Annotated in this window: 19 protein-coding genes and 6 pseudogenes; 11 read left to right on the top strand and 14 right to left on the bottom strand. The window is 59.3% G+C overall.

Annotation, left to right across the window (positions count from 1 at the left end):
- Nucleotides 1–34 precede the first annotated feature (34 nt).
- From CES87_RS27950 to CES87_RS27940, 3 genes are read right to left on the bottom strand one after another with little or no spacing between them, the layout of a single operon-like run.
- Entirely contained in the window at nt 35–961 is a 927-nt protein-coding gene (locus CES87_RS27950; protein WP_128608644.1) for a biotin-dependent carboxyltransferase family protein, read from the bottom strand.
- Nucleotides 958–1,662, bottom strand: a complete 705-nt coding sequence (gene pxpB, locus CES87_RS27945; protein ID WP_128608643.1) for a 5-oxoprolinase subunit PxpB — start codon at nt 1,660–1,662, stop codon at nt 958–960. The genes CES87_RS27950 and pxpB overlap by 4 nt, the downstream gene beginning before the upstream one ends.
- Nucleotides 1,659–2,411, bottom strand: a complete 753-nt coding sequence (locus CES87_RS27940) for a 5-oxoprolinase subunit PxpA (protein ID WP_128608642.1) — start codon at nt 2,409–2,411, stop codon at nt 1,659–1,661. The genes pxpB and CES87_RS27940 overlap by 4 nt, the downstream gene beginning before the upstream one ends.
- A 263-nt stretch (nt 2,412–2,674) precedes the next feature.
- Here CES87_RS27940 and CES87_RS27935 point away from each other — a divergent pair.
- The 3 genes and pseudogenes from CES87_RS27935 to CES87_RS27925 all read left to right on the top strand — a co-directional run bounded on the left by CES87_RS27935 (nt 2,675) and on the right by CES87_RS27925 (nt 7,921).
- Nucleotides 2,675–4,595 (top strand): annotated as a pseudogene (locus CES87_RS27935) (IucA/IucC family siderophore biosynthesis protein).
- A pseudogene (locus tag CES87_RS27930) lies at nt 4,585–5,795 on the top strand (MFS transporter). The pseudogenes CES87_RS27935 and CES87_RS27930 overlap by 11 nt, the downstream one beginning before the upstream one ends.
- A 14-nt stretch (nt 5,796–5,809) precedes the next feature.
- Nucleotides 5,810–7,921: a TonB-dependent receptor gene (locus CES87_RS27925; protein ID WP_128608641.1), complete on the top strand. Its 2,112-nt coding sequence runs from the start codon at nt 5,810–5,812 to the stop codon at nt 7,919–7,921.
- 94 nt (nt 7,922–8,015) lie between these two features.
- Here CES87_RS27925 and CES87_RS27920 read toward each other — a convergent pair whose 3' ends face one another.
- The 3 genes from CES87_RS27920 to CES87_RS27910 are packed head-to-tail and all read right to left on the bottom strand — an operon-like array spanning nt 8,016 to nt 9,878.
- Nucleotides 8,016–8,558 (bottom strand): DUF2937 family protein, encoded by a 543-nt coding sequence (locus CES87_RS27920; RefSeq protein ID WP_128608640.1) that lies wholly within the window; start codon nt 8,556–8,558, stop codon nt 8,016–8,018.
- A 13-nt stretch (nt 8,559–8,571) separates the two neighbouring features.
- The gene (locus CES87_RS27915; RefSeq protein ID WP_128608639.1) at nt 8,572–9,348 is read right to left on the bottom strand and encodes a class II glutamine amidotransferase; all 777 of its coding nucleotides are present in this window, start codon (nt 9,346–9,348) and stop codon (nt 8,572–8,574) included.
- A 32-nt stretch (nt 9,349–9,380) separates the two neighbouring features.
- Nucleotides 9,381–9,878, bottom strand: a complete 498-nt coding sequence (locus CES87_RS27910; protein ID WP_128608638.1) for an MFS transporter — start codon at nt 9,876–9,878, stop codon at nt 9,381–9,383.
- Nucleotides 9,879–10,091: 213 nt separating this feature from the next.
- Here CES87_RS27910 and CES87_RS27905 point away from each other — a divergent pair.
- Together CES87_RS27905 and CES87_RS27900 are read left to right on the top strand one after the other, a co-directional pair.
- Nucleotides 10,092–12,145: pseudogene (locus CES87_RS27905) on the top strand (S9 family peptidase).
- 198 nt (nt 12,146–12,343) lie between these two features.
- Complete coding sequence (locus CES87_RS27900) at nt 12,344–12,817, top strand: cyclic nucleotide-binding domain-containing protein (RefSeq protein WP_128608637.1); 474 nt, start codon at nt 12,344–12,346, stop codon at nt 12,815–12,817.
- Here the strand turns inward: CES87_RS27900 and CES87_RS27895 are convergent.
- Nucleotides 12,814–13,104 carry a hypothetical protein gene (locus CES87_RS27895; protein ID WP_128608636.1) on the bottom strand — a complete coding sequence of 97 codons (291 nt, stop codon included), beginning with the start codon at nt 13,102–13,104 and terminating at the stop codon, nt 12,814–12,816. The genes CES87_RS27900 and CES87_RS27895 overlap by 4 nt on opposite strands.
- 95 nt (nt 13,105–13,199) lie before the next feature.
- Between CES87_RS27895 and CES87_RS27890 the strand changes: the two are divergent.
- The 4 genes and pseudogenes from CES87_RS27890 to CES87_RS27875 all read left to right on the top strand — a co-directional run bounded on the left by CES87_RS27890 (nt 13,200) and on the right by CES87_RS27875 (nt 15,444).
- A pseudogene (locus CES87_RS27890) lies at nt 13,200–13,885 on the top strand (spermidine synthase).
- A 49-nt stretch (nt 13,886–13,934) separates the two neighbouring features.
- Nucleotides 13,935–14,306 (top strand): YajD family HNH nuclease, encoded by a 372-nt coding sequence (locus CES87_RS27885; RefSeq protein ID WP_007944009.1) that lies wholly within the window; start codon nt 13,935–13,937, stop codon nt 14,304–14,306.
- A gap of 183 nt (nt 14,307–14,489) precedes the next feature.
- On the top strand, nt 14,490–14,960 hold the full coding sequence (locus CES87_RS27880) for an RNA methyltransferase (RefSeq protein ID WP_007911337.1): 471 nt from the start codon (nt 14,490–14,492) through the stop codon (nt 14,958–14,960).
- Nucleotides 14,961–15,066: 106 nt separating this feature from the next.
- Nucleotides 15,067–15,444, top strand: a complete 378-nt coding sequence (locus CES87_RS27875; protein ID WP_128608635.1) for a DUF2892 domain-containing protein — start codon at nt 15,067–15,069, stop codon at nt 15,442–15,444.
- Nucleotides 15,445–15,494: 50 nt separating this feature from the next.
- Here CES87_RS27875 and CES87_RS27870 read toward each other — a convergent pair whose 3' ends face one another.
- Together CES87_RS27870 and CES87_RS27865 are read right to left on the bottom strand one after the other, a co-directional pair.
- Nucleotides 15,495–16,721: a hypothetical protein gene (locus CES87_RS27870; RefSeq protein ID WP_128608634.1), complete on the bottom strand. Its 1,227-nt coding sequence runs from the start codon at nt 16,719–16,721 to the stop codon at nt 15,495–15,497.
- Between the two features lie 36 nt (nt 16,722–16,757).
- Complete coding sequence (locus tag CES87_RS27865; protein WP_128608633.1) at nt 16,758–17,207, bottom strand: YcgN family cysteine cluster protein; 450 nt, start codon at nt 17,205–17,207, stop codon at nt 16,758–16,760.
- A 279-nt stretch (nt 17,208–17,486) separates the two neighbouring features.
- Here CES87_RS27865 and CES87_RS27860 point away from each other — a divergent pair.
- Nucleotides 17,487–18,079, top strand: a pseudogene (locus CES87_RS27860) (nitroreductase family protein).
- Nucleotides 18,080–18,204: 125 nt separating this feature from the next.
- Here CES87_RS27860 and CES87_RS27855 read toward each other — a convergent pair.
- From CES87_RS27855 to CES87_RS27835, 5 genes and pseudogenes are all read right to left on the bottom strand, one after another.
- A pseudogene (locus CES87_RS27855) lies at nt 18,205–19,135 on the bottom strand (D-2-hydroxyacid dehydrogenase).
- Between the two features lie 120 nt (nt 19,136–19,255).
- On the bottom strand, nt 19,256–19,549 hold the full coding sequence (locus CES87_RS27850; protein ID WP_128608632.1) for a YcgL domain-containing protein: 294 nt from the start codon (nt 19,547–19,549) through the stop codon (nt 19,256–19,258).
- Nucleotides 19,546–20,679, bottom strand: coding sequence for a ribonuclease D (gene rnd / locus CES87_RS27845; RefSeq protein WP_128608631.1), 1,134 nt, complete (start codon nt 20,677–20,679; stop codon nt 19,546–19,548). The genes CES87_RS27850 and rnd overlap by 4 nt, the downstream gene beginning before the upstream one ends.
- A 123-nt stretch (nt 20,680–20,802) precedes the next feature.
- Complete coding sequence (locus CES87_RS27840; protein WP_128608630.1) at nt 20,803–21,465, bottom strand: class I SAM-dependent methyltransferase; 663 nt, start codon at nt 21,463–21,465, stop codon at nt 20,803–20,805.
- Between the two features lie 72 nt (nt 21,466–21,537).
- The gene (locus tag CES87_RS27835) at nt 21,538–23,187 is read right to left on the bottom strand and encodes a phosphoethanolamine transferase (RefSeq protein ID WP_128608629.1); all 1,650 of its coding nucleotides are present in this window, start codon (nt 23,185–23,187) and stop codon (nt 21,538–21,540) included.
- 243 nt (nt 23,188–23,430) lie between these two features.
- On the opposite strand from CES87_RS27835, the gene CES87_RS27830 reads away from it, so the two are divergent.
- Complete coding sequence (locus CES87_RS27830) at nt 23,431–24,615, top strand: cyanate transporter (protein WP_128608628.1); 1,185 nt, start codon at nt 23,431–23,433, stop codon at nt 24,613–24,615.
- The last annotated feature ends 1 nt before the right edge of the window (nt 24,616 follow it).

Raw genomic sequence — 24,616 nt, 5'->3', positions numbered from 1 at the left:
GTACTTGTAGGAGCGAGGCTTGCCCGCGAAGCTTTTAACGGCCTGAAAAGCGACGTAAATACTCAACGTGTTCGCGATGCGCCACGTCCTGCACCACCGGCCGCAACCGCACCTGCGCCCCCGGCAGGCACTGCGCCAACCGAGCCAGCGCAAGCGGCGTCAACGCTCCCAAACGCGGATAACCGCCAATGGTCTGCCGATCATTGAGCAACACAATCGGTTGCCCGTCCGGCGGCACCTGGACAGCACCCAGCGGGATGCCTTCGGAAATCATCGGTTTGCCCTGGTACTGCAACGCCGTGCCCAACAGGCGAATGCCCATCCGGTCGGCACGGCTGTCGAGGTTCCACACACTGTTGAATGCATCGAACAGACTTTGCCCGCTGAACTCGCCGATTTGTGCACCGAGTACCAGGTCCAATGGCGCATCAAGGTTCAAGTCGGGCCGCTGGTCCGCCGTCAATTCCCGCAGCAACATCACCGAATTGCCCGAATAGCTCAAAGTCGCGCCTTTACTCAGTGCACGGCCCATTCCATCCAGACCGCCGAGCTCTTCACGGACTACCGTCGCGCTGCTGCCCAACACCTTCGGCGCATCGAAGCCTCCCGGCGCGGCCAGATAGGCGCGAGCACCGAGCAACGGCTGGGTGAATTGCAAACACTGACCTTTGTGTAGCCGGAAACTGCGCCACGGCGCTAACGGCTCGCCATCCACCTGCGCGCCCAGATCCGCCCCGGCCAGCGCCAGTACGCAATCGTCTTGCGCCACCACGGTGAACCCGCCGAGGGTGATTTCGATCACCGCCGCATCCAGCTCGTTATCCAGCAGCCAGTTGGCCCAGGACATCGATCGCCAATCCAGCCCGCCACCCTGGGTCACGCCCAGATGTCGCACACCGAAACGGCCGGCATCCTGCAACAGGCACAGCGGCGTACTCGCTTCAATCGTAAGACGGCTCATGCCAGCGCCTCCAGTGGCATGTCGTCACCGCCCAGGTTGATGAACTCGGCATGACCGACCGCTTCGAAGCGCACGGTGTCGCCCGGTTGCATCAGGCTGTAGCCATCCCGGTTGCGGTCGAACAATTTGGCCGGCGTGCGGCCGATCAGGTTCCAGCCACCCGGTGACACCACCGGATAAGCGGCCGTCTGCCGTTCGGCGATGCCAACACTGCCGGCGGCGACTTTCTTGCGTGGCGTATTCAGACGCGGCGCGGCGAGCACTTCTTCCACCAGCCCCATGAACGCAAACCCCGGTGCGAAACCCAAGGCGAATACCTGATATTCACGCTCGCTGTGGCGGCGGATCACCTCCTCCACCGCCAGCCCGCTGCGTCGTGACAACAGACTCAGCTCCGGACCGACGCTCAAGTCGTACCACACCGGTAATACATGACAGGCGCCGCGAGTACGCGCATTGGGCGACAGATCGATCAGTGCTTGAGCGATCAATTCCCGGGCCTGGGCCGGGCTTAACGCGGTCAGGTCGTAATGCACCATCAATGTCGTGTAGGACGGCACCAGATCAATCAGGTGCCCGCCGAACGCCGCCCGCAGGCTTTCGCTGGCCGCGAGCATCCATGGCATATTGGCTTCGGCGATCTCATCGAACAGACGCACCATCAGGCAATCGACCGCGACCACTGCCACGCGCAAGTTCATGACGCGCTCTGCTCATTCAAAGCTTGCCGGATACGTTGCACGGCAGCGACCGAACTGGCGTTGTCGCCGTGCACGCACAGGGTGTTGGCCTGCAAGTGCAAGGCGCTGCCGTCACTGGCGGTGAGGTGGTCATCACGGGCAATGATCAGTGCCTGCTCGATGATTTTTTCCGGGTCGTGATGCACCGCCCCCGGCAGGCTTCGCGAGACCAGCATACCGGCACTATCGTAAGCACGATCGGCGAAGGCTTCGAACCACAGGGTCACGCCGTACTCATCGCCCAACTGCTGTGCGGCACTGTTGTCGCGGGTAGCCATCAGCATCAACGGCAAGCTGCGGTCATAAGCGGCCACGGCCTGCAGCACCGCGCGCAGTTGCGCCGGGTTGGCCATCATGTCGTTGTACATTGCCCCGTGAGGTTTGACGTAGCTGACCCGGCCGCCTTGGGCCCGGCAGATGCCGTCGAGCGCGCCGATCTGGTAATGCAAAATGTCCTGGAGTTCCTGGGAGGTGTAGGCCATCGAACGGCGGCCGAATCCCACCAGGTCCTGGTAAGCCGGATGAGCGCCGATCTGCACGCCGTGGCTGAGGGCGAGGCTGACGGTCTTGCGCATGATGCTCGGGTCGCCGGCATGGAAACCGCAGGCGATGTTGGCGCAATCGATAAAGGGCATGACTTCCGCGTCCAGACCCATGGTCCAGTTGCCGAAACTCTCGCCGATGTCGCAGTTCAATAGCAGGCGGCTCACGATGAACACTCCCTTAGGCTTTATTCTTATCAGCTGTCGGATATATCCGTAAGACATACCTGCAGATTATCAGGTACATCCAGGCAATAGCCGATCTTGCAGCTCCAAATGGCTAGGGCGAGCGCTTTGGTTTTGAGCAAGCCATATGCCTTTATCTGAAGGACATCTCCCAATCTGTAAATATGAACCACTATCATTTGCATTATTTTTTCATGACGGTATTCTCTGCGCGCTAATCAATTGTCCAGAAGGAGTCGGACCTGATGCGCGACTACACGCAAAAACAACAGCAATTGCTCGCTCGCTGGAGTGAAGCCCTTGGTACTCAGGCTTTCCAGTCTCACCGTATCACCCTCGATCATTTGAGCAATGCTCTGGAGCTCGCCGCCCAGCGGTGTTTCCAACGCCTGATACAGGCGCTGTTTCGTGAAGAGCTGATCAACCCCGCCGCCTGTGAATACGACGAAGACAGGCGTTGCCGGCTGCCGCTTGGCGATGGCGCGCATCTTTACTTCGAGCACTTGTCCGGCGGACGAATGAACAGCTGGACGTACGTGGCAGCATCGTCCTGCATACGCCCGACAGGCTGCCGCAAAAGATCCAGTTGCCCAGCGAACTGCTCGCCCACCTCAGCACTCAGCTCAACCCACCAGCCTCTGCGCAAGTACTGGAACGTCTGGCCAAGGAACTGGATGACAGCTTCAGCAACGACACCCTTTGCCTTGCGTTCCACCACGGTTGGACCGAGCGCTTGAGGGAGCAGATCGACACCGAGTACGACAACAATCTGCTCGCTTGGCTCAAAGCCGACCCAAGCCACCGCAATCCCACGTCATTGCTAGAACAGTGGGGCACTCTCGGTCATCCGTGGCACCCGAACTACAAGACAAAACTGGGCTTGAGCGCCGATCAGGTCATCGCCTTCTCACCAGAATTTGAAGCCAGCTTTCCAATTGTCCTGTGCGCCCTGCACCGCCAGTACGCACATGTCGAAACCTTGGCTGGCACCACCGACTACCGGAATTGGTGGCAGGGGCACTTCCCACAGGCCGCCGAGCAATTGCAGCGCCACTTGCAACAACTGGGTCTGGAAGTTAAGGACTACCTCCCGCTCCCGTCGCACCCTTGGCAAGCCCGTGAAGAGCTCCCAAATTCCTTCGCCAACGAAATCGCCGACAACCTGCTGATCATCACCGACATCATCGCTTTTACCGGCCACCCGACCATGTCCTTCCGCACGGTCCTGCCGGAAGGCAGTCGCACGGCGCCGATGGTCAAGTTGCCGGTGGCTTTGCGACTGACCAGCGTGCAGCGCACCGTATCGCCGCGCTCGGCCCGGATGGGTCCGCGCATCAGCGCACTGATACTGCAAATCCTCGATCGGGAACCACAGATCCAGCGTCTGCTGAACATCGTTCCAGAGCGCATCGGCGTGCACTACGCCCCCAACCGGCCGATGACGAGCGCTCTCGCCATGCTGGCGTGCTGTATCGCGACAACCCGCTTACCCTGCTGCAACAAGGCGAGTTGGCGGTGCCGGTCGGCAGCCTGTTCGCCGTCAACGAATTCGAACAACCGTTATTGCGTGATTGGGTAAAACTGGCTCAAGGCGATGACAACAGCGAGGCCATGTTGAGGTTTTTCGATGATTACCTGTCGATTGCCGTACCGAGCCTGCTGGGCATTTACCTGATGTATGGCGTGGCCTTCGAAGCGCATCAGCAAAACAGTTTCATGGTGATGGGCGCTGACGGGCAGTTGAATCGGCTGCTGTTACGAGATTTCGGCGACGTGCGTATCGATCGCCAGACCCTGCACGCCAAGGGCCTGGATATCCAGTTGCACGATCCGAAAATGACGCTGTATGACGAGTCCGGCTTTGTTCGCGACAAACTTCTGCACACGACATTCATGTGCCACCTGGGTGAGCTGACTTTGCTCTGTGCCAGCCATTGGAATGTGCCGGAAAATACCCTTTGGGAGCGATTGGCCGCGCACGTTGCACAGTGCTTCGAGACCTTGCGCGTGCGCGTTGAACCGGCCCGTTGGGAAAGCGAGCGTCAGGCTCTGCTGGAACAGGATTGGCCCGCCAAATCGTTCATGCGCATGCGCTTGCTCGACAGTCATGCTGACATCGTCGGACGCCTGAATAACCCGCTGCGACCAAACGTCCATGCTCGCTGACGGTCGTGCCTTGCGACTGCTGATCGTCATCCAGTGTGTGTCCATGGGCGCGATGGAAATGAGCGGCCCGTTCTGGCCTTTGCAGATTCAGCATCTGCTGGGGCCGGAGGGTGCCGGCCACACCGCGCTGTTATCGGCAATGGTCTATGCCGGTCCGATGCTGGCGGCCATGCTCCTGACTCCCATGTGGGGCCAGTTGGGCGATCGCACCGGACACAAACCGATGATCGTTCGGGCGTTGCTGGCACTCGCGCTGTGCCAAGGGTTGGCGGCCATCACTCTCGATCCTTGGCTGCTGGTTGGGATTCGCGTGATGCAAGGCGCATTGGCGGGATTTCTCGCGACCGCGCAAGCCTATGCCCTGGCCTGTTGCGACAGTTCCAGACGTGGACACACCCTGGCCCGTCTGCAATCGGCAACCGCCGTCGGCTCGTTGATCGGCCCCGTGCTCGGCGGTTTCTGATGGACATCTCGGGGTTTGCCCTGCTCTGTTATGGCGCGACGGCGATTTGCCTGCTGTGCGCACTGGGAAGTTTTTTCCTGCCAGCTGACAAGGCTCGGACCTCGAAGAAAAAAGCTGTTGAACCGGTGGCTCTGCCCAAAGGCTGGATCGGTGGAATCCTGTTGGTGATCGTGTTGATTCAGGCCGCGAAGATGATGCCACAGTCGTTCTACGCGCTGTACGTCGCGAACATTCTGCACGCCCCAAGCTGGCTTATCGGCGCCACCTACGCGGCGAGCGCTGCAACCCTGGCCATTTGCGCGCCGCTGTGGGGACGCCTGTTCGACCGCTGGCAACCGGCCTACACCTTGCGCGTCATCGAAGGCGTGACCTGGCTATGTGCCCTGACGCTGGCGGCCACGGCATTGGCCAACGAATGGTTGGGGTTTCTCGTCAGTCGACTCGTCTGGGGCGCATGGCAAGGCGCGCTGCTGCCCGTCGCCTATGCCCTGATCGCCAACACCATTTCCGTGAACCAGCAGGGCTTCGCCCTCGGCCTCGGCAACAGCGCGGCCAAGGCTGGCGCTCTGATCGGTGTCGTCCTTGGCGGGATCGGCATGGGCCTGATCGGTCTGGCCAACAGCTTCTGGCTGGTGGCGCTGACCTACGCCATAGCCGCGCTGGGGATCCGCTGGGTGCGGTCGTTCAACACCGTCCCTGACCGCTCGACTTCGTCTACTCACACTTATCACAACTAAAAAAAGACCACGTCATGTCCAAAATCAAAGCTTCCCTGTTGATTCCGCTGCTCGGTACCTTCAGCGCCCAGACCTGGGCCGAGGATAGCGAGCAGCAGCCAAGTACCTTGAACCTGCAAGCCACCGTCGTCTCCGCTACCCGCAGCGAAGCGACCATTGCTTCGATTCCGGGCTCGGTCCAGGTTATCGACGAACAGCAGGTCCGCGAGCAGAGCGGCGCGGGTCGCCGGGTCTCCGACATCCTCGGGCAACTCGTTCCCGGCCTGGCGCCGTCCAGCGGCGGGATGAGCAACTTCGGCCAGACCCTGCGCGGGCGCAACATGCTGGTGTTGATCGACGGCGTCTCGCAGAACGCCACGCGTGACAACTTCCGCCAGCTCAACAGCATTGCCCCGGCCAGCATCGAACGCATCGAAGTGATCTCCGGCGCCAGCAGCATCTACGGTGCCGGTGCTTCAGGCGGCATCATCAATATCATCACCAAGCGTAATCAGGGCCAGGACATTGCCTACAGCAGCAAACTGGGCATGACCACAGGCAACAACCTCAACCGTAAAGGCTTCGCGTACGAAGCCTTTCAGAGTGCGACGGGGCGCAAGGATGCACTGGACTGGTACGTCTCAGCCGACCTGACCCAGCGTAACGATCAGTACGATGGCAACGGCAACCGCATTCCTCAAGACACGTCCCAGGGCAGCAACATGGATACCGAAACCTATGACCTGCAAGGTCGTTTCGGTTACGAGCTGGATGCCGACAAAAAAATCAGCCTGTCGCTCCAGGACTACAAGGACCAGCAGGACACTGGCTACACAAAAGACCCGAAAAACCTGCAGCAAGCCGTGGCAGTCCAGGGGCTGAAGCTCGACGACCAACCCTATACCCATAACCAGGCGATCAACCTCAACTACACCGACACGGATTTCTACGGTCAGGGCCTGCAACTGGAAAGTTACTGGCGTCGCGCCGATGCACTGTTCTTTCCGGACCTATCACGAGGCAAGGCAGGGATTTCCGACAACAACAGTGTCCAGGATGTGTACGGACTGCGCGCGGCCATCGACACGCCGCTGCCGGCGATCGGGAGTGCCACGGGCAATCTGGTCTGGGGCGCCGATTATAACAATGAACGCTCCCGCCAGCGAGGTGATCAGTACGCGCTCAACGGCCTGACGTACACCAAGACCGGAACCACCTACGAGCTGGGCCCGGACATCGAAACCACCACCAAATCGCTGTTCGGGCAGATGTCCTGGGACATCGGTGACTGGACCTTGCGTGGCGGTGTGCGCCGTGAATGGATCGAAAGCGAGGTCTCCGACAGCATCGCTTATGGTCAGATCGTCCAGACCGGTATACGTGCAAAGCTGCCGGGTGACACCCTCAAATACGATGCCACGCTGTACAACCTGGGGGCGGTTTACCACCTGAGTGAAAACCAGGACGTCTTCGCCAATTACAGCCAGGGGTTTTCGCTACCGGATATCCAGCGCTTCATGCGTGATGTCAGCAGTACCTTTGACATCCAGAGTCTCAACGCCCAAGCCATAAAGGTCGACAGTTACGAGCTGGGCTGGCGCGGTAACTGGGATGACTGGCAGGCCGACGTCACCGTGTATGAAAACACCTCGGACGTGACCCAGTTCTACGATGCCAATGATCGCGTATTGCGCCTGATCAATCAGAAAGAACGAGTTCGCGGCATCGAAAACAGCCTGACCTACCGCGCGACCGACCACTGGTCGGTGGGCGGCACTTATGCCTGGGCCAAAGGTGAGACCGAGCAGAACGGCAAATGGATTGATCTGCCGGCAACGCGCATCTCACCAGCCAAGACCACGCTGTTTGTCGGCTATACCGATGACGACTTTACCCTGCGTCTGCAAGGCATGCGCTTGGCCGATTACGACGCCGCCGCCAAGGACAACAACGGACGCGACATCGAAGGCTATACGCTGGTGGACCTGCTTGGCTCCGTGCAATTACCGGTGGGTCGTCTTGAAGGCGGCGTGTACAACCTGACCAACCGCACGTACGAGAACCTATTCACCCAGGCCAATGCCAGAGCGCCGTACGCCAACGCCGAAGGCCGCACGCTCAGCATGAGCTACTCGGTTGATTGGTAAAAAAGAAGCCAGCTAATGCCCGTCAGTTAAACAGGCACGGGGTTACTCGCCCTTTTGTAGCAGCAAGCTGCTACAAAAGTCTGGGTATGGCGGGTTAGAGGCCCCGCAAATCCCGCTCTTCGATTGGGCGACTCTGGCGCAGACGCTTGCCGCCCAACACAACCCAATCGATCAAGCGGAACAGACATTCAATCCCGAACGACAGCAACAACGCGCCGCTCATGCCCCAGATCATCGCTTGTGGCGTCAACAGGATCTGGTAGCTGTAGCCATTCCACGTTTCCTTGCGAATGTCCGGGTCAGCGGCCAGCACCACTTGCAGGAAGCGGATGTACCACGGGCCTTGCATTGCCTGGAACTGCTTGTCTAGCGCCAGTTGACGGGTCAGCAGATTGCTCAGGCTGTCGGCATCGCTGCGAAAGATCGGGTCTTCGCTGGCGCGGTAATGAGCCACCAGTGCCTGCATATCACCCTTGAAGAACTGATTGGCCGTACCCTGAAACCCGCTCAACCCCGTCTGCGCTTCAATCAAATGCGCTTCGACTCGCTTGGCATAATCGTTGATGAACCCCGGCACCTGGACACCGATCAGCAGGCCCGCCGCAAACAACACCAGCCGTAGATAACTGAGCAACATGGGGAGCAGATCCTTATTCGGTCATGCCCTGGCTGACGCATTCACCGCGCCGCCACAGGCTCCATTGGCCCGGTTCGTAGCGGGTCCAGGTTTCGTTTTCGGTCAAGGGTTCGGTGGCGATCACCGTGACCACGTCATTGGGCGTGGTTTCGGCCTGGAAATCGACGATTACATCGACATCCTTCAAGCGTGCCGGGCCGAAGGGCGCGCGACGGGTGATTTGCGCCAGCTTGGTCGAGCAATAGCAGAACAGCCAGTCGCCATCGCTGAGCAGGCAGTTGAACACGCCCTTGCTACGGTACTCGGCGCATGCGGCCACCAGGTCCGGTAGCAGCTCTTCGACCTCGACCGGCTCGGGGAACGCGGCACGCACGCGGTTGAGCAAATCACAGAACGCCGCTTCGCTGTCGGTATCGCCCACAGGGCGGTAGAAACTGGCGGAAGGCTGGAAGTCCGCCAACTGGCCGTTATGGGCGAAACACCAGTTGCGGCCCCACAATTCGCGCACGAACGGATGGGTGTTGGACAAACAGACCTTGCCGACGTTGGCCTGGCGGATGTGCCCGATCACCACTTCGCTCTTGATCGGGTAGCGTTGCACCAGATTGGCGACTTCCGACTCGCAGCTCGCCGCCGGGTCCTGAAACAAGCGCAAGCCCCGGCCTTCGTAAAAAGCGATGCCCCAACCGTCACGGTGCGGACCGGTGCGCCCGCCGCGCTGCATCAGCCCAGTGAAGCTGAACACAATATCGGTCGGGACATTGGCGCTCATGCCCAATAACTCACACATGCTCGGACTCTCGCTTCAAGCCAGGGGCAAAGTTACAAACGCGGTTCGACCCGCATACGCTGTGGGTTGCTCGGCACGGGAGGACGACCGTAGCGATCATCGCCTGCACCGCCGAAAGGATGATCCTCCTCCTGTTCCTCAGCGAGGGACGCTGCTTTGGCGGCAGCGGCCTTTTCCTTGCGCGCGTTGGAGGCGCGCTCGATCGGGAAGCGGATTGCCACAAACACCAGGTAAATGCCGAAAGCGATCATGCCGTACATGAACAGATCGGAAATCGCCCGCCAAGCGTTGTTGCCGACCTTGAACAACAGGTCGAGGGCGGTGATGGCGATGGCCGGGGCGACCTTTTCCTTCACCGGGTCGATGATGGTCGGGGAAAACAGCAGCACGGCCACCAGCAACCGCAGCGGCTCACGCAGCCAGCGCCACATCCAGCGGGTAAGGCGCATCCACACCAACAGGCAGCCCAAAGCGGCAAAGGCGTAAAGGCCCCAAGCGATCAGATAGTCGTTCTCGGTCATGGTGTCCATGGCAAGGCAGGCAAAGAGGCGCTTATAGTAACGACTTTTCGCACGTCAGGCTGCCCAAATCCGGACAGCAACGCGCAATCCCTGTGGGAGCGGGCTTGCTCGCGAAAGCGGTGTATCAGTCAACAGAGATGTTGAATGGGCTGACCTCTTCGCGAGCAAGCCCGCTCCCACAGGTTGCGAAGCCCTATTTCGTACATTGATCGAGAGCCCTTCATGCCCTTATCTGCCAACGTTTCCGACGCCCCGATCGCTCGCAAGGACGAGGGTGATGACCCGTATGCCTGGCTGCAGGAGCGCGACACCGATGCGGTGCTCGACTACCTGAAGGCTGAAAACAGCTATCAGGAGGCACGGACCGCCGATCAGGCCGGGTTGCGTGAGACCCTGTTCGAAGAGATCAAGGGGCGGATTCTCGAAACTGACCTGTCTTTGCCCTCCCTTGGGGACCGTACCTGTATTACACCCGCACCACCGCGGGTGACGAATACGCCCGGCACTACCGTTGCCCGCGCCCGGCCGACGACAGCCTGACACTCGATGAAAGCCAGGAACTCCTGCTGCTGGACCCGAACGCTCTGGCCAATGGCGGCTTCTTTTCCCTCGGCGCGTTCAGCATCAGCCCGGACCACCAGCGCCTGGCCTACAGCATCGACTCCACAGGCGATGAGATCTACACACTGTTCGTGAAGGAATTATCCGACGGACGCGTCAGCGAGCTGGAATTCCAGGACTGTGACGGCAGCATGACCTGGGCCAATGACAGCCTGACCCTGTTTTTCGGCGAACTGGACGACACCCATCGCCCGCACAAGTTGTTCCGCTATCGCCTGGATGGCACGGCGGCCGAAGAAGTGTTTCATGAGCCGGACGGCCGTTTCTTCATGCATTGCTACCGCGCAAGTTCCGAACAGCAGTTGCTGCTGTCCTTGGGCAGCAAGACCACCAGCGAAGTCTGGGTACTGGATGCCAACCAGCCACAGCAAGCCTTCACCTGCATTGCGCCACGGGTCGAGGACCATGAGTACGACGTTGACCACGGTGCGCTCGACGGTCAATGGACCTGGTTCATCCGCACCAACCGCGACGGCATCAATTTCGCCTTGTACACGGCTGTTGATACCGGCATCGCGCCCATCGAATCCGCCTGGCAGAACCTGATTCCCCATAGCGATACAGTGATGATCGAAGGTATGAGCCTGAACGCCGGCGCCATGACCTTGAGCCTGCGTGAAGGTGGCTTGCCGATCATTGAAGTTCACCCACAGGGCTTGCCGAGCTACCGGGTGCAACTGCCGGACGCGGCCTACAGCCTGCATGTGCAGAACAGCCTGGAGTTCGTCAGCGAGCGGATTCGCTTGCGTTATGAAGCGTTGAACCGTCCAGCGCAAATCCGTCAGCTGGAACTGGTCAACGGTGAGCAGAAAGTTCTCAAGGAAACTCCGGTGCTCGGCCCGTTCGACGCCGATGCTTACGTCAGCCAGCGCCTGTGGGCTACTGCGCCCGACGGCACCAAGGTGCCGATCAGCCTTGTAGTCAAACGCGAAGCGCTCGGTAAGCCGACTCCGCTTTATTTGTACGGCTACGGCGCTTATGGCGAAAGCCTCGACCCGTGGTTCTCACACGCGCGCCTAAGCCTGCTCGATCGCGGCATGGCATTTGCCATCGCTCACGTGCGCGGCGGTGGAGAGCTGGGTGAGGCGTGGTATCGCGCCGGCAAGCAGGAACACAAGCACAATACTTTCAGCGACTTCATCGCCTGCGCCGAGCATTTGATCGCCAATGGATTCACCACCGCGCCACAACTGGCGATTAGCGGTGGCAGTGCCGGTGGCCTGTTGATCGGGGCGGTGCTGAATCAAAGGCCAGAGCTGTTTGGCGCAGCGATTGCCGAAGTGCCATTCGTCGATGTGCTCAATACCATGCTCGACCCGGATCTGCCGTTGACCGTCACTGAATACGACGAGTGGGGCAACCCTGAAGAAGCGGACGTCTATGATCGGATCAAGGCCTACGCCCCGTACGAAAACGTCACTGCTCAAGCGTATCCGGCCACACTGGTCATCGCCGGCTACAACGACAGTCGAGTGCAGTACTGGGAAGCGGCCAAGTGGGTGGCCAAATTGCGCGCGACCAAAACCGACAACAATCTCCTGCTGCTCAAGACCGAACTGGGCGCCGGGCATGGCGGGATGAGTGGTCGATACCAGGGATTGCGTGACGTAGCACTCGAATATGCATTTTTGTTCAAGGTATTGGGGATTGCCTGAGGAACTTGGGCTGGCGTGCCGGTCTTAAGAAACACCTCAGAGCCCTTGTAGGAGCGAGGCTTGCCCGCGAAGGGAAAAACTCGGTATTCGCAGTAAGGCTGATGACGCCTTCGCGGGCAAGTCGAATCGTCGCACCGCTCGCTCCTACAGGGGCAATGTCAAACCCGGAATCAGACACAACAATAAAGACCGCACGACATGTCAGAAAAGACCTTGCTGAACAACGAAATTCGCGACTGGCTGATGGACTGCGGCCTGTTCAACCAGCTGTTGCCGGCGGACTTCGCTGCGGCCTCGGGCTATTTCAGCATCAGCACCATTGCCCAGGGCGAAGAGATTTTCCACGAGGGCGATCCCGGCAGCTTCATGTGCATCATCCACACCGGCCAGGTGGCCGTGCAGAAGACCACCAGCGACGGGCAGCAGGTGACCATTGCTACCTTGCGCAGTGGCCGCTCGTTCGGCGAAATGGCCGTGCTGGATGGCGAACGTCGCTCGGCCAGTTGCGTGGCGGCGAGCAACTGTCAGTTGCTCAACCTGGGCAAGGATTCGCTGGAAAAGATGCTCAACGATGCACCAAAAATCGCCGCCAAGATCATCCGCGCCCTCGCCGTTTCCCTCTCCAAACGCTTGCGCATGGCCGACGGGCAACTGCTTTCCCAGCAGGCCTAACCGCCGGGAGACTTGACCTTCGGCGGGTTCTGCTCGATCCCCGGCACCGGTTGATCCTTGGTCGGCGGGCTAGGCATCTCGATCGGGACCAACGGTGGGCCGCTGCTGCCGGGGCCGACTTTGGGCAAAGGTGCGGGTGTGATTTGCGGATACGGCGTGGGCGTCGCGGTGCCAGGCGATCCCGGCATCGACGCAGGACTGACCGGTACGGTTTGCAGCTGTTGGGCCTGCACTGCAGTAATCGAGAGCGCGGCCAGGGCAATGACCGTTAGAATGGTGCACTTCATCAATGGCTCCGTTGGCCTTGTTGTCATTTGCAGGCTACTCCCAACTGCGTCCGTTTGCCTTCCCCCTGTTGCCATTTTCTCCTCAAGTGAGCCCCATGAAACGTTTCGTTCTGCTCGACACCACCCCTATTCCCGAAAACGGCGGTGCCCTGTGCCTGTTCGAATACGGCGAGGATTTCGTCATCAAGATCCAGGGCGGTGACGGCGGACAACTGATGAACACGCGCATGCACGGCTCCGAGGATGCCCTGGCCGAGATCCCCTGCCGCAAGGTCGCCGGTCGGCCGAATTCGCGAGTGTTGATCGGTGGCCTGGGCATGGGCTTCACCCTCGCCTCGGCGCTCAAGCACTTGGGCAAGAGCGCTGAAGTGGTGGTCGCCGAACTGGTACCCGGTGTTGTGGAATGGAACCGCGGGCCGCTGGGCGAGAAAGCCGGCAAACCGTTGCTTGACCCGCGCACCGTCATCCGCATGGAAGACGTGGCCAAGGTACTGCAAGCCGAGCCGCAAGGTTTCGATGCGATCATGCTCGACGTCGACAACGGCCCGAAGGCCTGACCCAGAAGGCCAACAGCTGGCTGTACTCCGCCGGCGGCCTCAGCGCCTGCGCCAAGGCCCTGCGACCGAAAGGCGTGCTGGCGGTCTGGTCTGCCAGCGCAGACCGGCAGTTTTCCGACAAACTGAAAAAAGCCGGTTTCAAGGCCGAGGAAGTGCAGGTCTTCGCCCACGGCAACAAAGGCACCCGCCACACCATCTGGATTGCCGAGAAGCTCAAGGGCTGAGCTAAACTCTGATCATTACCGTCATTAGTCTTTCTACAAAGGTGAACCCATGAGTTCGTCCACCCCAACCAACACATCGAAGCTCGACCGCATCCTCGCCGACAACCAGCGCGACAAAGAAATGGGCTACCGCGACAAGGCCCTGAAAATGTACCCGCACGTATGCGGCCGCTGCGCCCGCGAATTCTCCGGCAAGCGCCTGAGCGAACTTACAGTGCACCACCGCGACCATAATCACGACAACAACCCGCAGGACGGTTCGAACTGGGAGCTGTTGTGCCTCTATTGCCATGACAACGAACACTCGCGTTATACCGACCAGCAGTATTTCGGCGAAGGTTCGCTGAGCACGCCGAAAATCGCCAAGGCGACGCATAACCCGTTTGCTGCGTTGGCTGGCCTGATGAAAAAAGAAGACTGAAGATCTTCGCTGGGCATGCTGGCCTCTTCGCGGGCGAGCCTCGCTCCTACAGGGACTGCGCATCTCCTGTAGGAGCGAGGCTTGCCCGCGAAAGCTATCTCCTTGGCACCACCAATCTCAAACTGAACACCCCTCCCCCAATCCCCGTATAATCGCGCTTTTTTCCCGAAAGGCACCCCGCTCGTGGCAGACAAACGGTACAGCTGCATTGGTTTGTATAACCCCAAATCACCGGAGAACGTCGGTTCGGTGATGCGCGCCGCTGGCTGTTATGGCGTGGCCTCGGTGTTCTACACCGGCAAGCGCTATGAGCGCGCCGCCGACTTCGTCACCGATACCAAGCGCGTCCACTACGACATCCCGCTGATCGGCATCGACGACCTGAAGAAGATTCTGCCGCTGAACTGCGTACCGGTCGCCGTGGAGTTGGTCGAAGGCGCCCGCCCATTGCCTGAGTACACCCACCCGGACCGCGCGCTGTACATCTTTGGCCCGGAAGACGGCTCACTGGATAAAGAGATTCGCGACTGGTGTGAAGACGTGGTCTACATCCCGACCACCGGCTGCATGAACCTCGCCGCCACGGTCAATGTCGTACTCTATGACCGCATGGCCAAAGGCCTCAACACCCGCTCAGGGCCTAAATTTCGCTGAATTACGGCACATTCGATGGAACAAGCTGGTCGCCACGGCAGTCAGCTTAGGTATCCATCCTGAAGCATCTATTACCGAAGCAGCCCTTCCTGCCTGGAGATAAATCATGAGCGAACTCAAACGCGTAGAGCGCATTGAATCCACCCCGTTCCAGACTTCTACAGACCAGAACGTTCACGGCTGGGAACGCATTGGCTCCCTGGCCGGTGGCGTGGTCATGGTGGGCAAGGGCCTGCGCCGTGGCGGGATCTTCGGTTTGATTCAAGTGGCCATCGGTGGCGTAGCGCTGGCACGCGGTATCACCGGCCATAGCTCGGCGAAAAGCTTGCTGGAGAAAAGCCGTCAGGATATGGATAACGTACGAGCGAAAATCCAGCGCGCCGCTGAAGATTTGAACCGGCTGAAGGCCAATGCCGAAGCGGCGACTAAAACTGCGACAGTGACCGGGAATGATTCGTTGAAGTCGCCGAAAACAGGGGTTTGACCCGGAAAGTCCAGTGAGGCTTAAGGCCCCTTCGCGGGCAAGCCTCGCTCCTACAGCAAATCGGTATCAAGGACTTTGGAAGAATCGCCAATGACACTTTCCGAGAGCTGAACAAACTCCTTGGTATCCACGCTCCCCAAACGCATCACCCCGCGCAACACATCATCCAGCGAACGCTTGTTGCGGGTCTTCAGGCGAATCTCGCGATCCAGTTCCTGCAACAACACCACCGCTTTTGAAATCTGCGCCGGGCTGATCTGTTCGCCGCGCAAGGTGGTGACTTTCTGACTGTCCTTCGCTAAACGCCCCTGCAAACTCTGGTAACGCTCGTCACTCATGCCACCCGCGCGGCGCACCAGTTCGATGGCGTAATACTCGGCAAAACCTTCGCTGATCCAGTCACTGTGCCGCTGATCGTTGATCCGCCCGAACAACTGCGCCAACTCACGCACCAACGCGCTGGTGCCGCTTTCGCTGACCAGTGGCAAACGCGTGTTTAGGTAGATCGATTCATGTGCTGCCAGGCTGCCGCGCCACATCGGATCGTTGGCGCCGACAATCAGCAGTTTGGAAGGATGACGAGGGAACACAGCTTGCACTTGCGGCCAGACAAACGTCAGCAGGGTCAGCACATCCATACGCCGCATGCCCTGCCCCTGGGGTGAGGCCACGGTCACTTCGGTTTCCCCCAGACGGGTACGACGGCTGCCAAGGTGACCGGCGAGCATCCAACCGGTTGGTCGGTCGAACAATCGGGATACGTTGTCGATTCTGAACTTGTTCTTGCCGATTCGCGGCCAGGCGGTTTCGACGCTTTTCCAGCCGCTGGGCAACTCGAATTCAAGGCGTGACACCAGTTCGATGCCGTCCTGCTGATCGAGTTTGGCGGGAGGCACCAGATCATCACCGCGCAGCAACGCCCAGGTCGGGGTCATGCGTGTGTCGAAGCTGCCGTTCTTGCGGTCGTGGCTGATGCGTACGCGGTAGGTCAGGCTGGCCTTGTCGGTGGCCGGGCGCCAGACACCACGGGTTTGCGTGCCCGGTGTCAGTTGCCACTGGCCGTCGGCCTTGAAATCACTGTAATTGCTGCCGTCGCCAAGGTCGAAATCCAGGCTGCGTACCGCTGAGCCTTGCGCCAGCGTCAGACGCACTTCCGCCTGGTCGCTTTGCGGCAAAAGGTGCACGTGATAATCCAGATCGACCTTCTTGGCCGCCCACACGGACGAGCTCAGGGTCAGTAGTCCAACCACGAACGCTCGCCGCCATCCCACAGCCATACACACTCCTTGTTGAAACCTGAACTCGCTGGACGCTTAACCCGCGCGGAAAATCAGATGATCTTCCCAATCGTCTTCGGCCACGCTACCTTCGGCAAGCATGCGCCCGGACTGGGAAATTCGTTCGTGATGCACCGCATCGCGATCACCGCACACCAGGTGATGCCACAGCGGTAAATCCTTGCCCTCGCTGACCAGTCGATATCCGCAGGTCGGCGGCAGCCATTTGAATTCATCGGCCTTGCCCGGCGTGAGCTGGATGCAGTCCGGCACCGAGTCGCGACGATTCGGGTAATCGCTGCACTGGCAGGTTTTCAGGTCCAGCAGCTTGCAGGCGATACGCGTGTAATAGACGCTGTTGTCGTCTTCATCTTCGAGCTTTTGCAGGCAACACAGGCCACAACCGTCGCACAGCGACTCCCATTCCTCTTGATCGAGTTGATCGAGGGTTTTGCGTATCCAGAACGGTTCGACTTTGGCGGCCATGGCTCGAGCATCAACATCAGGTTGTGAAAAGGCCGCCAGTCTAGTGCCCGCAGCCCCGTGGGCCAAGCACTGGCGACTGCCGGTAGATCGGGGCTTGTCAGTTTTGGCATCTGCAAGTAGCTTTGCCTGTCGCAAGGAGCCCTACCTGCGTGCCATTAACGCTCGACCGCGTTGCATTGCGATGAACCGCCAAGGCTCTCGACAAACCTTACCGCTCAGCTCAACTGCGCCCGCAGGTTTAGACGTCCCTCACTTCCAAACGTAGCAAGGAATCTCTTGATGAGTGCAAACCCACGCGTTGCCGATTACGCCATTCACCCTCAGTTCACCGATCGCTGGTCGCCCCGCGCCTTCACCGGCGAAACCATCCCCGAGGAAACCCTGTTGAGTTTCTTCGAAGCCGCGCGCTGGGCGCCGTCGGCCTATAACTCGCAGCCTTGGCGATTTCTCTACGCGCGTCGCGACACGCCGAACTGGGAGCGTTATCTGGCCTGTTGAACGAGTTCAACCGCAGCTGGGCGCAACACGCCTCGGCACTGGTGATCGTGATCTCGAAAACCACCTTCGCGGTGCCTGGCGCCACCGAGGAAACCCCGGCCCTGTGGCACACCTTCGACACTGGCTCGGCCTGGGGCCACCTGGCGCTGCAAGCGAGCATCAGCGGCTGGCATACCCACGGCATGGCCGGTTTCGATCAGGAGCTGACCCGCAAGGAGCTGAACATTCCCGAGGGCTATGCCCTGCACGCCGCCGTGGCGATCGGCAAACTGGGCGACAAGGCAACCTTGGCTGAGTACCTGCAAGCCCGTGAAGAGCCAAGCCCGCGCCGTCCGCTGAGCGAACTCGCGGCTGAAGGCGATTTCACCCTCTAAGCCACAACGAAGATCTACTGTAGGAGCCGAGCTTGCTCGCGATGGCGGTCTAACAGTCAACAATGATGTTGAATGTGATGGCCTAATCGCGAGCAAGCTCGGCTCCTACAGTAGATCGGGTGGATTCAATATCCGCGATCGAAATCCACTTCCCCGCGCAGCGCCTCGCCCGTCTGAAACGCCCGCAGATTCTCGACAAACAGTTTCACCATCAAGGACGGCGAAGTCGGTGCCGAACTGTGGCCGGTCAGCAGCAGGCCCAGGCGGTCCAGAACGGATGGCGCTGCGGCAACGGCTCCTGACGGCAGACGTCGATCACCGCCCCCGCCAGATGGCCCTCTTTCAAGGCTTCCACCAAGTCCGCATCGACCACCGCCACACCGCGCCCGACGTTGATGAACAACCCGGTTGGCTTGAATTGCTTGAACAGCGCCGCGTTGTAGATATCGTGGGTGTTCGGGGTATTTGGCAGTAGATTGATTACATAATCCACTTCACCAACCAAGCGCGGCAAATCGGCCATAGCACCGACTTCGACGAACGGCGCCTGCTTACGGGCCTCACTGGCGATGCCGTACAACTCGACACCAAAAGGTACGAGGAACTGCGCCACAGTCTGCCCGATGTCACCGGTGCCGACGATCAGCACCTTGCGCCCCGCCAGGCTCTGGCCATGACGACTGTCCCACTTGCGCTCAACCTGGCTGACCAGCCGTGCCAACACTTCACGCTCATGACCGAGCATGTAGGTAAGCACGTATTCGGCCATGACCTGGCCGAAAATCCCACCGCACGGGTCAGGCGATAGTGGCGTGGCAGACCGTCAGCCAGCAGCGGCGTGATGCCCGCCCAGGTTGATTGCAGCCATTGTGGTTGGTGGCCTTGACGCAGCAGGGTCGCCAGCAGGTCGGGTTGACCGAGCCAGACCGAACACTCGGTGGCCTGGCGGGCCAATTCGGCGGAGTCACCGCTGGTCAGCACTTCCAGATCAGGCGCGGACTCGCGCAGCAGTCGGGTGTACACAGGGTGGTCGTGTTCAGCAATCAGAACGCGCATGCTTTAACCTTAAAAAAAAGCGCTGCAGATGGCCATCGTCGCCATACTGCTGCATCGCCCTGGCCATCGCCAAAATCATTCCAGTGTTCACAAAGGCTCTGAAAAGAGCCTTTCTGCCGATTACATCGGGTCGTTGCGTCGCAGCAACTCTTCCGGCAAGTGTTCGATGTATTCGTCTTCGGCCGGCGGCATTTGCAGGTGGTAACCCTGCTTGTCGAGGTTTTCCAACACGACGGTGATGTCCTCGCGCGACAGTTTGCGCTCGGGCGAAAGCACCATATCGAAAGCGTGGATGGCTTTACCGAAGGCGATCATCAGAGGTTCAGGCACGCGCTCCAGTGCATCGCTTTTGAGCACATAGAGGTACATCTCGTTTCTCTTCGAACTGCGGTAGATGGAGCAAATACGTTTCAAGGCTGTTCTCCGGCGGTGGACAAGCTGTCGAGCAGCGCCTGGCCCATCAATTCGCGGCGCCAGCCACGCAGCGAATCAGGCAATTGGTAGGGACCATTGGGGAAGCCGCTTTTTAGCAACGCTTCCAAGGTTTTCTTGCGCAGCATCAGCTCTGGTGCGATGTCCAGGCGCTCGGCTTCGGCCTGGCCGATGGCTTTCATCTGCTTGAGCAACGCAGCGGCGTCTACCGGCAGCGGCTCCGGCACGGCTGGCGGCCACTGATCTGGCGACACACTGCCAGAGCGCTTGATCAGATCAAGCAGAAACTCGCCATCCTGACGCACGGTACGCGGGTGCATGTCTTCGATTTTCGCCAATGCGCCGAGGTTGTCTGGCTGCGTGCGCGCCAGTGGCCACAGCGAATGCTCGCGAATGATACGGTTGCGCGGCAAGTCACGGGCGCGGGCCTCTGTCTCACGCCAGGCGCAGAGTTCACGCAACACAGCGAGTTGGGCGCGGGACAGTTTCCAGGCCAGCTTGGCGTCGCGATAGACCTCATACGGATCGGTCTCGCGGCGCAGGTTGGCCACCAGCTCGGCGCCGTCTTCCAGGACCCATGCATACTTGTCATCAGACAGCTTCGGACGAAGCTGCACGAAAACTTCCGCCAAGTGCACGGCGTCTTCGGCGGCGTAGCTGATCTGAGTCTCGGAAAGCGGGCGTTGCAGCCAGTCGGAACGGGTTTCACCCTTGGGCAGGTCGATGCCGAGCACTTCCTGCACAAGCCGCGAATAGCCCATGGAAAAGCCCAGATTCAGATAAGCGGCAGCCAGTTGCGTGTCGAACAACGGTAACGGCAGGCTGCCGGTCAGGCGCAACAGGACTTCGAGGTCTTCGCTGCAGGCATGCAGGACTTTGAGTACCGCAGGGTTTTCCAGCAACGCGGCCAGCGGCTGCCAGTTGTCGATGGTCAGCGGATCAATCAGGTAGGCGCGCGTGCCATCGCCCACCTGCAACAGGCCGGCGATCGGATAGAAGGTGTCGACCCGCATGAATTCGGTGTCGAGGGCAACGAATGGCAGCTTTTGCCATTCGGCGCAAAATTGGCCGAGGCTATCGTTGTCGCGAATCCAGTGAATATCGATGGCCACACGGCTCTCCCTTGAAGAATGGCGCGCAGTATATATCGCCCCCGGCGATTTCCGCGCATCCACTGAACAAGAGCGTTAGCGAAAATACCTGCTTAACGAAAAGAATAGTCCGACAAAGCCGGATTAGCCGACCTTACGCAACACGTAAACCCGCATCGGCGCCCAGCCGGGCAGGAAGTCTTGATGGCTGAGCACGCTAAAACCCGCTTGCCTGAACTCGGCCTCAACCTCAGCCTTGCTTGCCAGCGGTCGGGCTGCAAGCCCCTGCACGTCTGTGTGTCGCGCTTTGAAACGACCACCAACCCGTATCGCCACAATCACCGTATCGCGACTGACCCGGTGAAACTCGCCGAGCATTGCCAAACGGTGCTCGGGGCTGGCCAGGTGTTGAAACAGCTGCATGCAAAAAATGCAATCAACGGCATTCACAGACAGCCCAATGGAAACAGCAGAACTTTGAAAGGTCCTCACTCGTTTCAGCAGGTTCTGGGGATGATGGGTTCGGGCATGATCGAGAATGTCTTGGGACGGATCAGTCGCGAGAATCACCCGATTGGCATGTTCGGCCAGCACCGGCCAGAACCGCCCGACACCGCACGCCACATCGAGAATCAGTCCCGGCTCACCGCAGACCTTGAGCGCATGACGCACCAGCTGCTCCTCACGCCAGAACGCCAAACGCCCGGGCAGGTCTTGCGCGCGCGGTTGTAAACAGACACGGGCGTGTTCCTGGTCGTAGCGCCGGGCGAACTCAAGCTCAATGGCGGATCGGGATTGGGCAGGCATGTGCGATGGCTCTTTATGATCGTTGCACCAGCCGCAAACTAGCGGCTATTACATAAAAAAAGGTTGGAGCACTCATTCGTTGGCCAGCACGCCGTCGACCACCGCTCCACGACATCCGGCAAACATATCCAGATCCCGGTTGTAGACCTTGCTGTTGACCTCTAGCAGACCCAGCATCGAATGGAATAGATTGTCCTGGCTCAGGGGCTTTTCACGGCCCAGTTGCAGGCAGTGGGTGTCTACCGAAAACGACTTTTGATAGCTGTCGGAGAACCAGGCCAGCATTGCCACATGCTTTTGTTGCTCCGGCGCCAGCAGGTAAGGCGTGCCGTGCAGGAACAGGTTGTACTCGCCCAGGGACTCGCCGTGATCCGACAGGTACAGCATCGCGGTATCGACCTTGTCCTGTTTGCTGCGCAAAAGATCGATGAGGGTCGATAGCACGTGGTCGGTATACACCAGGGTGTTGTCGTAGCCGTTGACGATACTTTCGCGACTGCAATTGTTCAGCGCATTACTTTCACAGACCGGGGTAAAGCGTTCGTACTCTTTCGGGTAACGCTTGAAGTATTCCGGGCCGTGACTGCCCATCTGGTGCAATACCAGTACCGTGTCTTTATCCAGGTTATCGATAAAGTGCTGCAAGCCTTGCAGCAGGATTTCGTCACGGCACTCACTATTGGCGCACAGCACCGGGTCTTTCAAGTTACTGACATCGTCGATCGTCACGCGGTCGCAAGTACCTTTACAGCCGGATTGGTTATCACGCCAGATAACATCAATACCCGCACGTTTGAGCACGTCCAGCAGGCCTTCTTCATTCTTCGCCTTGCTGGCGTTGTAATCCTTGCGGCCCATGTTGGAAAACATGCAAGGCACCGACACGGCGGTTTCAGTACCGCAGGAATGCACATCCGTGAAAGCGATCAGGCCAGCTTCTTTGCTCAGTTTTGGCGTGGTGTCGCGGTCATAGCCCAGGATACCGAAGTTCTCCGCCCTGGCACTTTCACCCACCACCAGCACGGTCAGGGATTTACGGCCGTGAGTTTGCCAGGCGGGCTTTCGCTGGGCATCTTCACCGACTTTGACAAAGGGTTGTCGCGCAGACGCGACTTGTTCACGCATGTAACCGAACGAAGCGCCGATGTAATTGCTCGGCACCACCATCAAGCGCAGCTCATGGTGATTGCGAAAAAGCGATGACAAGCCTTGATAGTTAACAAGCGCAACACCACCGATAACCGCAAATGATGCGACGCTCACCAGGGCCTTACTTAACAGTTCACGATGCCAGCGACGATAATTAATCGGGGTTTTCCATAGCAACCACGATGGCAAAATACCGAGCAGCACAATATAAACAAGCAATTTTATCGACAATAAACCCTGCACTTCCGTGGCATTGGTTTCGGCGAAGTTGCGCAACATGCCAGCATCGATCAACACACCGTATTGACTCATGAAATACGCCACGCCTGCGCTGATCATGAACAGCAGCGTCAGGACCGGTTTCATGACAGGCCGGAACGCCAGCAGCGTCAGCACAATGTTGAAGGCGGCGAGAATCATCGCACCGAATGCCACGCGCATGACAATGCCTTTGCCGTCAGCCGCCGTGATTTCGAACAGGTGCTGCCACAAAACAAAATTGAAGGCTGTCAATAAAAAGGCGCTGGCAATCAGTGTCACCCACTCTGGGCGCACGGCTTTAATCTTCAACATGGTGATCGGCTGTTCCTGAAAAGAAGTACCCTCGGCAAATGTGAAAATTTCATTTTCCGCGACGGCTTTAATTTTAAGCATCCGACCATCAATTTTTTGTGAAAAAGAAGCCAACGAATAGTTGGCCCCGCAGATCGGCGTCGCCCCGGCATTATTTAATTTCCAAATACCACCCCGGATTTTCTGATTTGCCGCCTCCAGCCCCTGCGCGCCTAATCGGCTCCTGCTTCTCAGGGACCGATTATGGAAAACATTCGCGCCACCTCTCGCCCACCCCTCTGGCTGATGCTCAGCATCGTTCTCATCGCCTTGAACCTGCGGCCCTCCATGGCCGCGGTCGGGCCTTTGCTGTCGGCGATTCGCGGCGACATCACGCTCAGCTTCAGCCTGGCGTCACTGCTGACCACGCTACCGGTAATGGCCATGGGGCTGGCGATGTTCTTCGGGTTTGCGATCAGCCAGCGCCTCGGCGAGCAACGCACGGTCGTGCTGTCGTTATTGATTATCGTTGTGGCCACGATGTCGCGCCTGTTCCTTGATTCGGCGAGCGAACTGATCCTCAGCGCCATATTGGCCGGCATTGGCATCGCGCTGATCCAGGCACTGGTACCGGCGCTGATCAAATCCCGCTTTAGCGACAATGTCGCCCTGTGCATGGGACTCTACGTCACGTCGATCATGGGCGGCGCCACCATCGCGGCCGCTTTCGCACCACTGGTGATGGCCCGCACCGGTAGTTGGCGTGCCGGGCTGGCGATCTGGGCGCTATTGGGGGTACTGGCGTTGCTGTTTTGGTGCGCCCAACGTTCAAACGCGCCGATGCAGGATGCAAAGGCATCTGGCAATGCATCCTTCTTCGCCAATTCCCGCGCCTGGTTACTCGCGATCTTCTTTGGTCTGGGCACGGCGTCCTATACCTGCGTGCTGGCTTGGCTGGCTCCGTATTACGTGGAAAAAGGCTGGAGCGAACAACACGCCGGACTATTGTTGGGTTTCTTGACGGCCATGGAAGTGCTGTCGGGCCTGGTGACCCCCGCCATCGCCAATCGCAGCCGTGACCGGCGCGCAGTGCTGGTGGTGTTGCTGACGCTGATCATGACCGGTTTCTGCGGGCTGATTCTCTGTCCGCAACACTTGTCCCTTTTGTGGCCATGCCTGTTGGGCCTCGGTATAGGCGGGCTGTTTCCGATGAGCCTGATCGTGTCGCTGGACCACCTGGATGATCCCCGCCGCGCCGGTAGCCTGACCGCATTCGTGCAAGGCATCGGCTACCTGATCGCCGGTCTATCGCCGCTGATCGCCGGGATGATCCGCGATCAACTCGGCAGTTTCGAATGGGCCTGGTGGTCACTCACCGGGGTCATGGCGCTGCTGCTGTTGATGGTCTCGCGCTTCGATCCACGGCACTACGCCCGCAACATTCACTGAC

Source organism: Pseudomonas sp. ERMR1:02 (genome assembly GCF_002277815.1).
In the GTDB taxonomy this organism is placed as follows: Bacteria; Pseudomonadota; Gammaproteobacteria; order Pseudomonadales; family Pseudomonadaceae; genus Aquipseudomonas.
Note: the sequence above shows the minus strand (reverse complement) of the source record. Positions and strands in the feature narration are given on the sequence as shown.

Bases quoted from the DNA above. Each gene is read 5' to 3' on its own strand.
- CES87_RS27915 (WP_128608639.1), bottom strand. From the start codon at position 9,348: ATGTGTGAGTTATTGGGCATGAGCGCCAATGTCCCGACCGATATTGTG.
- CES87_RS27865 (WP_128608633.1), bottom strand. From the start codon at position 17,207: ATGGCCGCCAAAGTCGAACCGTTCTGGATACGCAAAACCCTCGATCAA.
- CES87_RS27870 (WP_128608634.1), bottom strand. From the start codon at position 16,721: ATGGCTGTGGGATGGCGGCGAGCGTTCGTGGTTGGACTACTGACCCTG.
- pxpB (WP_128608643.1), bottom strand. From the start codon at position 1,662: ATGAACTTGCGCGTGGCAGTGGTCGCGGTCGATTGCCTGATGGTGCGT.
- CES87_RS27950 (WP_128608644.1), bottom strand. From the start codon at position 961: ATGAGCCGTCTTACGATTGAAGCGAGTACGCCGCTGTGCCTGTTGCAG.
- CES87_RS27840 (WP_128608630.1), bottom strand. From the start codon at position 21,465: ATGCCTGCCCAATCCCGATCCGCCATTGAGCTTGAGTTCGCCCGGCGC.
- CES87_RS27895 (WP_128608636.1), bottom strand. From the start codon at position 13,104: ATGAAGTGCACCATTCTAACGGTCATTGCCCTGGCCGCGCTCTCGATT.
- CES87_RS27920 (WP_128608640.1), bottom strand. From the start codon at position 8,558: ATGTTGCTCAGTTATCTACGGCTGGTGTTGTTTGCGGCGGGCCTGCTG.
- CES87_RS27910 (WP_128608638.1), bottom strand. From the start codon at position 9,878: ATGGACACCATGACCGAGAACGACTATCTGATCGCTTGGGGCCTTTAC.
- CES87_RS27875 (WP_128608635.1), top strand. From the start codon at position 15,067: ATGAGCGAACTCAAACGCGTAGAGCGCATTGAATCCACCCCGTTCCAG.
- CES87_RS27835 (WP_128608629.1), bottom strand. From the start codon at position 23,187: ATGTTGAAGATTAAAGCCGTGCGCCCAGAGTGGGTGACACTGATTGCC.
- CES87_RS27925 (WP_128608641.1), top strand. From the start codon at position 5,810: ATGTCCAAAATCAAAGCTTCCCTGTTGATTCCGCTGCTCGGTACCTTC.
- CES87_RS27830 (WP_128608628.1), top strand. From the start codon at position 23,431: ATGGAAAACATTCGCGCCACCTCTCGCCCACCCCTCTGGCTGATGCTC.
- CES87_RS27900 (WP_128608637.1), top strand. From the start codon at position 12,344: ATGTCAGAAAAGACCTTGCTGAACAACGAAATTCGCGACTGGCTGATG.
- CES87_RS27885 (WP_007944009.1), top strand. From the start codon at position 13,935: ATGAGTTCGTCCACCCCAACCAACACATCGAAGCTCGACCGCATCCTC.